The 9959-nt window shown below is 62.2% G+C and carries 7 protein-coding genes; 1 reads left to right on the top strand and 6 read right to left on the bottom strand.

All coding sequences use genetic code 11. The features are described 5' to 3' along the window. Window positions 1-96 (top strand): integrase core domain-containing protein (locus tag KKQ10_RS27980; RefSeq protein WP_139315762.1); only part of this gene is annotated, 96 nt, incomplete at its 5' end. 148 nt (window positions 97-244) lie between these two features. Here the strand turns inward: KKQ10_RS27980 and KKQ10_RS27975 are convergent. The 6 genes from KKQ10_RS27975 to KKQ10_RS27950 all read right to left on the bottom strand — a co-directional run bounded on the left by KKQ10_RS27975 (window position 245) and on the right by KKQ10_RS27950 (window position 9936). Then, entirely contained in the window at window positions 245-3274 is a 3030-nt protein-coding gene (locus tag KKQ10_RS27975) for a multidrug efflux RND transporter permease subunit (RefSeq protein WP_215502952.1), read from the bottom strand. Window positions 3275-3287: 13 nt separating this feature from the next. After that, the gene (locus KKQ10_RS27970; RefSeq protein WP_127648307.1) at window positions 3288-4436 is read right to left on the bottom strand and encodes an efflux RND transporter periplasmic adaptor subunit; all 1149 of its coding nucleotides are present in this window, start codon (window positions 4434-4436) and stop codon (window positions 3288-3290) included. 250 nt (window positions 4437-4686) lie between these two features. Next, a complete protein-coding gene (locus KKQ10_RS27965) occupies window positions 4687-5787 on the bottom strand; it encodes a DUF1513 domain-containing protein (RefSeq protein WP_215502951.1) in 1101 nt (366 codons plus the stop codon). Window positions 5788-5801: 14 nt separating this feature from the next. Continuing rightward, window positions 5802-6866 carry an imelysin family protein gene (locus tag KKQ10_RS27960; protein ID WP_215502950.1) on the bottom strand — a complete coding sequence of 355 codons (1065 nt, stop codon included), beginning with the start codon at window positions 6864-6866 and terminating at the stop codon, window positions 5802-5804. A 26-nt stretch (window positions 6867-6892) separates the two neighbouring features. Continuing rightward, window positions 6893-8320 (bottom strand): di-heme oxidoreductase family protein, encoded by a 1428-nt coding sequence (locus KKQ10_RS27955; RefSeq protein ID WP_215502949.1) that lies wholly within the window; start codon window positions 8318-8320, stop codon window positions 6893-6895. A gap of 272 nt (window positions 8321-8592) precedes the next feature. Beyond that, complete coding sequence (locus KKQ10_RS27950; RefSeq protein WP_215502948.1) at window positions 8593-9936, bottom strand: imelysin family protein; 1344 nt, start codon at window positions 9934-9936, stop codon at window positions 8593-8595. Window positions 9937-9959: the final 23 nt, after the last annotated feature.

Below are 9959 nucleotides of genomic sequence, written 5' to 3'. Positions count from 1 at the left end.
ATGGTGCGAGAGGCCGTCACGATCTACAACCAGGAGCGGCCGCACCTCTCTTTAAAATACAAAACGCCCGATGCGGTGCATCGGGCGTTAGGGTGAAACAGGTGTAAACCTATTTCAGGACTAGACATGAATGAAAATCCCCTTTGTAGGAGCTGCCGCAGGCTGCGATCTTTTGACCCTGATCTTGGCTTCTAAAAACAAAATCAAAAGATCGCAGCCTGCGGCAGCTCCTACAGGGTCTAGGTCATGGTTTCGGATCAGGTTTGGCCAGCAGGGTGTAGATGCACGGCAGCACGAACAGCGTAAACAACGTGCCGATCGACATCCCGGTAGCAATCACCATCCCGATATCGAAGCGGCTGACCGCACCCGCACCCGTCGCCAGAATCAGCGGCACCATGCCGAACACCATCGCCGCCGTCGTCATCAACACCGGCCGCAGACGAATCGCCGCGGCTTCTTCGACCGCCTCGCGCGCGGTCAGGCCTTTGTCCTTGCGCAACTGGTTGGCGAACTCAACGATCAGGATCCCGTGCTTGCTGATCAGCCCGATCAGCGTCACCAGCCCGACCTGGGTGTAGATGTTCATGCTTGACCAGCCAAGGAACAATGGAATCAGCGCACCGCAGATCGACAGCGGCACCGTCACCAGAATCACCAACGGGTCGCGGAAGCTCTCGAACTGCGCCGCCAGCACCAGGAAAATGATCGCCAGCGCGAGAGCGAAGGTCACCCACAGGGCGCTGCCTTCCTGCACGTATTGGCGCGAGGCGCCGCCATAGTCGAAGGCAAACCCGGCTGGTGCTTCTTCCCGGGCGATCTGCAACACGGTGTCGATTGCTTCACCCATGCTGACCAACGGGAATCCGGAGATCTTCGCGGCGTTGAGTTGCTGGAACTGGTTGAGCTGGCGCGGTCGCGCCCGATCAGTGACCTTGATCAGGGTCGACAGCGGCAGCAGCTCGCCCTGGGTGTTTTTCACGTAGTAATTGTTCAGCCAGCCGGGGTTCTCGCGAAACGGTCGTTCGACCTGGGCAATCACCTTGTAGCTGCGACCTTCAATGGTGAAACGGTTGATTTCCGCCTCGCCCAGCAGCGTCGCCAGGGTGCCGCCGAGGTCGAGCATCGACACGCCCATCTGCGCGGCTTTGGCACGGTCGATGTCGACCACCACTTCGGGCTTGTCGAACGCCAGGTCGAGGTCGACGAAGGCGAACTTGCCGGACTCCATGGCGCGCTTCTTGATCCGGTCGGCCACTTGCAACAGCAACTCGTAGTCATTGGCGGTGTTGATCACGAACTCGAACGGCAAGCCCTCACCGGTGCCGGGCAGGGAGGGCAGGTTGAAGCCGAAGATCTGCAGGCCCGGGATGGCGCCCAGTTTGCCTTGCACCTCGGGCAGGATTTGCATCTGGGTGCGGCTGCGCTCGTTCCACGGCTTGAGCAGAAAGCCGCCGATGCCCGATTGCACGCCGTTGTAGCCGTTGATCTGGAACGAGGAGTAGTACTCCGGAAACTCCTTGAAGATCTTGATGAATTCGTCGGTGTAGGTGCTCAGGTAATCGAGGTTGGTTGGCTGCGGGGCGTTGGCCATCATGAAGATGATGCCCTGATCCTCATCCGGCGCCAGTTCCGACTTGGTGAACTTGAGGAACACCGGGATCAGGCACAGCACGATCACAGCAAACACCAGCACCACCGGACGGGTGTTGAGCGTGCCGTGCAACACGCTCTGATAGCGGCGTTTGAGGCCGTCGAAGATGCGGTCGAGTCGATGCGCCAGGCCACTGGGATTTTCCTCGTGGCGCAACAGCAGGGCGCACATCATCGGCGACAGGGTCAGGGCGACGATCCCGGAAATCACTACGGCGCCGGCCAGAGTCAAGGCGAACTCCTTGAACAAGGCCCCGGTCAGTCCGGTGAGGAAACCGATCGGCGCATACACGGCCGCCAGGGTGATGGTCATCGAGACCACCGGCATGGCGATTTCCCGGGCGCCTTCCAGTGCGGCCTCCAGCGGCGTCTTGCCTTCCTCGATATGGCGGTGGATGTTCTCTACCACGACAATCGCGTCGTCCACCACCAGCCCGATCGCCAACACCATCGCCAGCAGGGTCAGCAGGTTGATCGAGTAACCCATCATCTGCATGAAGAACATCACGCCGATCATCGACAGCGGGATGGTCACCACCGGGATTACCACAGAGCGCAGTGCGCCGAGGAACAGGAACACCACCACAATCACGATCAGCACCGCTTCGAACAGGGTTTTCACCACTTCGTCGATGGAGGCCTGAATAAACAGGGTGGCGTCGTAGGCGATCTCGCTCTTGAGGTTGGGCGGCAACTGGGCTTCGAGTTCCGGCATCAGCTTGCGCACTTCCCGGATCACGTCCAGCGGGTTGGCCCCGGGCGTGGCCTTGATGCCGATGTACACCGATGGCGTGCCGCCGAACGAGCTGATCGAATCGTAGTTTTCCGCGCCCATCTCGACCCGCGCCACATCGCTGAGCAGCACGCGGCTGTCGCCACTGACCTTGAGCGGAATCGCGGCGAAGGCTTCGGCGGATTTAAGCTCGGTGTTGGCGTTGATGCTGGTGACCACATACTCACCTTTCACCTCGCCGGCAGCCGAGAGGAAGTTGTACTGGCGCACCGCGTTGGTCACGTCACTGGCGCTGAGGCCGAGGCCGGCGAGCTTCACCGGGTCGAGCCACAGGCGCATGGCGAATACCTGATTGCCGAGAATCTCCGCCTCGGCCATGCCCGGCAGGGTCGCAAGTTTTGGCTGGATCACCCGCGACAGATAGTCGGTGATTTGCGGGTTGCTCAAGTCCTTGCTGAAGAAGCTGATGTACATCAGCGCCGAAGCGTCGGCCGATTCCTTGCTCAGCACCGGGTCTTCGGCGTCCTGCGGCAGCTTGTTTTTCACCTCGTTGGCCTTGGCCAGCAGTTCGGTGAACAGACGGTCGGTGTTGGAGCCGATACGCGCATAGATCGAGATCACCGAGAAGTTCTGCCGGCTGACCGAGGTCATGTAGTCGATGCCCTCGGCGCTCGCCAGGCTCTGCTGCATCGGCTGGGTGATATAGCCCTGAATGGTCTCGGCGTTGGCCCCGGGGTAGGCGGTGGTCACCGTGATCAGGGCGTTTTCCATTTGCGGATATTGGCGCAGCGGCAGTTTGCTCCAGGCCTGGAAACCCAGCAGCACAATCAGCAGGCTGACCACGGTGGCGAGCACCGGGCGGCGGATGAACGGATCGGTAAAAGCCATGGAGATTCCTTGATCAGTCGGCGCGAGGCGGACTGTTCTGCTCGCCGAGGGTCTTGTCGTCGCTGATGGCAATGTGCGCGCCGTTGTCCAGTTTGATCTGGCCGGCGGTCACCACTTGTTCGCCGTTCTGCACGCCCTTGTTGATCATCACCAGGCCATCGCGGCGTTCGCCGGTCTCGATGAAGCGGCGCTCGGCGATCAGCACCGGCTGGCCCTTGTCGTCTTTTTCGACGCTGCCGTCCTCGGCCTTCTTTTGCCCGACCACGTACAGCGAGTTGCCGTAGAGGGTGTAGGTGATCGCGCTTTCCGGCACCACGATGTGTTTCTGCGGATCGGGCAGCAACACCTCAAGACTGGCGAACATGCCCGGCAGCAGCTTGCCGTCGGGGTTGGCCAGGGTTGCGCGAACCAGAATGTTGCGCGTGGTGCTCTCGACAATCGGGTTGATCGCGCTGATGGCGCCGGGGAAATTCTGGCCGGGATAGGCCGCGACGCCGATCTGCACCGGTTGGCCGATCGCCAGTTTCGGTATCGACTGCTCGGGCACGTAGAAGTCGGCGTAGAGGCTGCTCAGATCCTGCAGCGTGGCGATTTTGGTGCCGCTGGCGAGGTAGTCGCCGATGTCGACATGACGGATGCCGATGGTGCCGCTGAACGGCGCGACCATGCGCTTTTTCGCCAGCGCTGCATTGAGCTGGTTCACCGTGGCCCGTTCCTTTTGCAGAACCGCCGAGAGCCGGTCGTATTCACCTTTGGAAATGGCCCGACTGTCGATCAACTGGCTGCCACGCCCGAAGTCCAGTTGCGCCAAGCCCAGGTCGGCTTTGGCGGTTTCCAGCAGGGCGGCTTCGACGGCGCTGTCGAGCTGCAGCAACGGTTGCCCGGCCTTGACCTTCTGCCCTGATTCGAATTTGAGTTCAGTGACGGTGCCGGCGACTTCCAGACTCAGCTCGACGCCTTGCAAGGCCTTCAGCGAGCCGACGGTGGGCAGGCGCATCTGCCACGGCCGTTCGGTGGCGCTGGCCACGGCGACGCTGATCGGCGGTTTGGGTTTGGAAAAGCCCTGGATCATGGTGTAGATCGAAAAGGCTTTGTACCCGCCCAATACCAGGACGACCAGCAAGACAACACCCAACATGATCAGCATGCGGCGACGCAGCATATTTTCCAGTTCCTTGGATAAATCAGGTGAGACAGTCGGGCACATTACTCCGAGTCAGGTGCGGATTCCAACTGGCAGTTTTTGCAGGGTATGAAGGGAAACCTGTGGCGAGGGGGCTTGCCCCCGTTCGGCGGCGCAGCCGTCGTCAAACCTGCAATCCCGGTATCACTGAAAGGTAGATGGGGTCGCTGCGCAACCCACCGGGGGCAAGCCCCCTCGCCACAGGTACGGCGTGATCTTTGAGAGGAGGTTATGCCATCAAATGCAGATGGTTGTCCCAAAGCCCCGCCGGCAGATCCAGCGGTTTGGCCAGCAGTTCATCCTGGCGGCAATCGTAGTAACGGCAACGGCCTTGGCCCGAGGTCACGACGAAGCCGTCCTGCACCGCACCGACGCCGGCGCAATCGGGCAATGGGGCGTCGAGGCGCACTTCGCCGCTGTCCAGGTCCCAGATGAAGAACCGGTTGCCGCGCGGCGCGGTCAGTGCCACCAGGCGCAGTTCGCTGTGCACGGCGACGCTGGCGGTGTAGTGCCCCATCGACTGCAACTGATGATCCGGCACCGGGAACGCCACGAACGGCTGCCCCGGACGCTTGATCGCCAGCAGCTCCGAACGCTCGTGGGACGCGCCCATGAACTGCTGGCCGGCGACGATGGTACCGTCGCTGGCAATCCCCAGATGGCGCACGCTGTTCATTTGCTGGGCCAGGGTTTCCTTGCTCAGCAGGGTGCCGTCGCGCTGCATCAGCACCAGGCTCGGTTCCATGGCGTTGAGGTTCATGTCCACGCGGCTTTCCGCCTCGGTACGAATCCCGCCGTTGGCCACCACCAGGGTTTCGCCATCGGGCATCCACGACACCTGATGCGGCCCCAGGCCATGGGTGGAAATCTCGCCGCTGTGCACCAGCCGCTCGCCTTCGAACCTGTACACCCCAAGCAGGCCGCGACCCGGATCGGTGGTGTCGTTCTCGGTGGCGTACAGGTACTCACCGTCCTTGTGCACCACCGCGTGGCCGTAGAAGTGCCGGTTCGGCTGCGACGTCACGGTTTGCAGCAAGGCCCCGTCACGCAGGTCGATCAGGTAGCTTTCGGTGCCCGGGCGGCGGGCGACGAACAGCGCAATGGGCAGCGTCGGGTGGTTGATGATGTCGTGACAGCGCTGGCCGACCTCGGTGGCGAACACCCGGGTGCCGTCCAGCCGATAGCCGACGGCGTAGTGCCTGCCATCGGTGTCATCGCGCGCCGAGAGCAACAGCGGGCTCTGATCCTTGCGCTTGAACAGCGTCCAGCCGCCCAGTGTCACTGCTCCCAGCAGCAAACTACCTAAAGTCAGAGCCTGGCGTCGCAGCATGGCACTTGCCCTCATCAGTCACCGTCGTTGGCGTTGAAGCCCAGTTGAATGCCCAGCGCCTTGGCCAGTTCGCCTTCGTGCAGGCGATGGACGACGTTGAGGCTGTCGTAGAGGTCGTTGAGTTGCTGGCGACCAGCGTCGTCGGCGAGCATTTCGGTCAGCGAGCGCTGAGTGCTGCCGAACAGTTCCAGCGACGCGGCGTAGGCGGCGTCGATTTTGTCTGCCAACGGTTTCTGCTCGGCCGGCAACAGACCGCGCAGGCCTTTGTTGTCGACGCCTTCCCAGACGGTTTTGGCCGCGGCAAGGCTGGCTTCCAGCGCGGTCAGCGATGACTGGCTGCGCCATGCATCTGCCTGGAACGGCTGCGGCACACCCTTGCTCTGGCGGCCCATCGGCGTGCCGAGTTTTTTCTTCAGGGTGTCGAGGGCGGTGACCTGCACACGCAGCAGATCGGCGATCGCTTCGTGGGAGTCGGCGTAGCGCTGGTTAGGGAACTTGCTCATCTGCGCGAGCATGCCGTCGGTGTTGTTCCAGCTTTGCAGAATCTCTTCGGCCAGTTGCTTCTGACGCTCGCCGATGGCGATCAGCAGTGGGCAGTATTTGGCTTTTTGTTCAGCGTTGGCGACGTCCGGCTTTTCATCGAACAGGATGTATTCGTAAGCCGACAGGCCTTGCACCACCACGCTGGACTTGGCCAGGGCGGCGGCATCGATCTGCGGCTGGGCGACGACCAGTTGCTCGACCTGACGGCCGACGAGGTTCTTCTTGTCCGGCCAGAACTGCACCTGCCACGAACGGTTGCCCTCGGCCAGCGGCCCGATCAGCAGCGGTTGCAGCTCGGCCCAGGCTTTCTGCGCATGCAGGAAGTCGGCGCGGGCGGTTTCCAGGGTTTCCTTGCCCTGGCAGTAGGCGAGGGCGCTGACGGCCAGTTGCTTGTCGGCTTCGACCCAACGAGTGTAGGTCGGCAGGATCACCGATTTGGCGATGGCCGCCGAGGTGACTGCTTGCGGATCCTGCGGCGAGCAGGCGCCGAGGGCGAGCGCGGCAAGGCTGGTGAACAACAACTTGGGACGGAACATGTCGGGCTCCCGATTCTTTTAAGTGTTTAAAGTGAGTTCAAGAACGCCAGCAGCGCGGCACGCTGTTCGGCGTTGAAAGACAAAACCTGTTGCTGCGCCTTCTGCGCTTCGCCGCCATGCCAGAGCACGGCTTCGAGCAGATTGCGGGCGCGGCCGTCATGCAGAAACTGAGTGTGGCCACTGACCGCCTGCGTCAGGCCGATCCCCCACAACGGCGGGGTGCGCCAGTCGCGACCGGAGGCCTGGAATTCAGTGCGGTTGTCGGCCAGACCGTCGCCCATGTCATGCAGCAGCAGATCGCTGTACGGGCGAATCACTTGATTGGCCAGTTCAGGTTCGGCGGCGTTGGCGGCGGTGGTGTATTGGGGGGTGTGACAGGACTGGCAGCCCGCCTGGAAAAACAGGTTCTTGCCGGCCAGCACGTGTTCGTCGTTGACGCCACGGCGCGCCGGCACCGCGAGGTTGCGGGTGTAGAACAGCACCAGGCGCAGGATGTTGTCGCTGACTTCCGGCTCGCCATCCGGGCCATTGCCGTTGGGCGCCTGTTTGCAGGCGGTTTGCGTGTCGGTGCAGTCATCGAAGGGCCTCAGGCGGGTGGTGAGGCCCATGTCGCCGGAAAACGCGTGAACATTCTGCTGATTGAGATTCGGTTGCCCGGCTTTCCAGCCAAATCGACCGATGACGGTTTTCTGTAGCTCATCGTCCCAGACCCGATTCGGCCGGCCATTGATGCCGTTGTTTGCCTTGGCCTGCGCGGCGGCGTTGGCGAGGATCGCCTCTTGCGGGATGGCTTCGAGCAGGCCGAGGCCGATCATCGGCGGCGCGACACGGGCCGAGAAGCGCGTGTCCGGGTGCATCGGGCCGTAGCCCAATTGCGTGAATTGCAGAACCGGTTTGCGCAGCTCCACTTCGGTGCCGTCCTTGAAGCGGATCGGCAGCGGGGTGTACTCGACGCGCACCTTGCCTTCCGGCGTGACCCCGGGCACCGCCATGTCCTGAAACTGGCCGCCGTAGATCGGCTCCGGCACTACGCCGAGCTGCTCGATGACTTTGGCATAGGCCGGCGAATCGGGAATCGACAGGCGCACCAGCATCGACACTGCGTTCGCCGCATCCGGTGCTGGCGGGTGGCCGCGACCGTCCTTGATGTGGCAGTTCTGGCAGGCGTTGGTGTTGAACAACGGACCGAGGCCATCGCGGGCGGTGGTGGTCGACGGCGCGATCACCCAGGGGCTGCGGAAGAAGCTGTTGCCGACACTGAAATCGACCCGGCGCGACGGCGGCAGATTGGCCGAAGGCAGGGAGAATGCATTCTGATCGGTCTTGCGCACGGTCGCCGCGCCGCCCGAACGCGCTTCACCGGGCTCAGCCTTGGTAAAGCGCGGGGCGTCATCGCAGGCACTCAGGCCCAGGGCCAGAATCAGTGCGGACAAGCGAAGAGGCAGCGAGGGCATCAGACATCCTGCGAAGGGGCGAAAACAAAGGCGCAAAGTCTAACAGGGCGAGGGAGTTTGAATAAGAGGAATTATCGTTTGCTTGATATGGAACAACTCTGAAGGCCTCTGCAAATCCTCTGTAGGCGCTGCCGCAGGCTGCGATCTTTTGATCTTGATCTTAAAAAGCAAAATCAAAAGATCGCAGCCTGCGGCAGCTCCTACATGGGAATGTGTTTGGCAGGCATGAAAAAGGCGACCCCAAGGTCGCCTTCTTGTGCAGCCAGCGTTGATCAGAACTCGTGATCAGCGTTGTCCGGGTTCAGGTCGCTGATGCCCAGTTTGCCGGCAGCGGCTTCGATCGAACCGGTCTGCTTGACCAGGGATGCGATGGCGTCGCGAACGATCTGGTTGCCGGCGGTGTTGCCGGCAGCGATCAACTGGTCGTAGTGCTCACCCTTGTTGGCGTGATCGACCATGACCTGGATCTTGGCTTCGGTAGCGGCCAGATCGGCTTTCAGCGTGGTGTCGGCAGCCGGGTCGGCCTTGGCCACCAGCGAGGACAGGCTGGCGCCGGTCATCTTGGTGCCGTCAACACGGGTGTACTCGCCCAGGTACACGTTACGAATGCCTTTGGCGTCGTAGAAGTGCGAGTTGTGGGTGTTGTCGCTGAAGCAATCCTGTTCGTCTTCCGGCGAGTTGGCTTCCAGGGAAACCTTCATGCGCTCGCCCGCCAGTTCACCCAGGGACAGGCTGCCCATGCCGAACAGCATTTTGCGCAGACCGCTTTCAGCCGGTTCGGCTTCCAGGGTGGCACGGTAGTTGTCGGCGACGTTCGGCTTCCAGTTGCCGACCATTTCTTCCAGGTCGCTGACCAGCAGCTGGGTCACGGCTTTCAGGTAGGCACGGCGACGATCGTTGTGACCGCCGGTGGCGCCTGCGCCTTCCAGGTAGTCCGAAGCCGGACGGTTGCCGGCGCCCGGGCCGGTGCCGTTCAGGTCCTGGCCCCAGAGCAGGAATTCGATGGCGTGGTAGCCGGTGGCGACGTTGGCTTCGGAACCGCCCAGCTCGTTGAGGCTGGCGAGTTTTTCCGGGGTGATGTCTTTCACGTCGACCTTGTCTTCGCCGACCTGCACTTCAGTGTTGGCGATGATGTTGGCGGTGGCCCCCGGGTTGCCCAGCGCGTGTTCGTAGGATTTGTCGACGTAGTCGATCAGGCCTTCGTCCAGCGGCCAGGCGTTCACCTGACCTTCCCAGTCGTCGATGATGGTGTTGCCGAAGCGGAATACTTCGCTCTGCAGGTAAGGCACGCGCGCGGCGACCCAGGCAGCCTTGGCGGCTTTCAGGGTGTCGGCGTTCGGCTTGGCGAGGAACGCGTCGACGGCGGTTTGCAGGGTTTTCGCGGTAGATTCGGCATCGCTGTAGACGGCGAAGACCATGTCGGCGTAGTGCGCGACCACAGCCTTGGCGGCGGCTTCATCGACTTTACCGGCAGCGGCAGGTGCTGCTGCAGCGGCGGTGCTGGCGGCCGGAGTCGGCGCGGCCGGGGCGGCTGCCTTCTCTTTGCCTTCGCCGCAACCGGCGAGGGAAATAGCGATGGCCAGCAGACTGGCGGTAGCCAGAGGCATACGAATCATGGCGAACATCCTGCTTCGGTAAT

It is taken from the genome of Pseudomonas sp. MG-9 (genome assembly GCF_018729515.1).
Classification (GTDB): Bacteria; Pseudomonadota; Gammaproteobacteria; order Pseudomonadales; family Pseudomonadaceae; genus Aquipseudomonas; species Aquipseudomonas serboccidentalis.
This window is presented reverse-complemented; position numbering and strand designations above follow the sequence as displayed.

What these genes read in the sequence shown, in the direction of transcription:
- KKQ10_RS27975 (WP_215502952.1), bottom strand. Translation starts at nt 3,274, where the DNA reads ATGGCTTTTACCGATCCGTTCATCCGCCGCCCGGTGCTCGCCACCGTG.
- KKQ10_RS27970 (WP_127648307.1), bottom strand. Translation starts at nt 4,436, where the DNA reads ATGCTGCGTCGCCGCATGCTGATCATGTTGGGTGTTGTCTTGCTGGTC.
- KKQ10_RS27965 (WP_215502951.1), bottom strand. Translation starts at nt 5,787, where the DNA reads ATGCTGCGACGCCAGGCTCTGACTTTAGGTAGTTTGCTGCTGGGAGCA.
- KKQ10_RS27960 (WP_215502950.1), bottom strand. Translation starts at nt 6,866, where the DNA reads ATGTTCCGTCCCAAGTTGTTGTTCACCAGCCTTGCCGCGCTCGCCCTC.
- KKQ10_RS27955 (WP_215502949.1), bottom strand. Translation starts at nt 8,320, where the DNA reads ATGCCCTCGCTGCCTCTTCGCTTGTCCGCACTGATTCTGGCCCTGGGC.
- KKQ10_RS27950 (WP_215502948.1), bottom strand. Translation starts at nt 9,936, where the DNA reads ATGATTCGTATGCCTCTGGCTACCGCCAGTCTGCTGGCCATCGCTATT.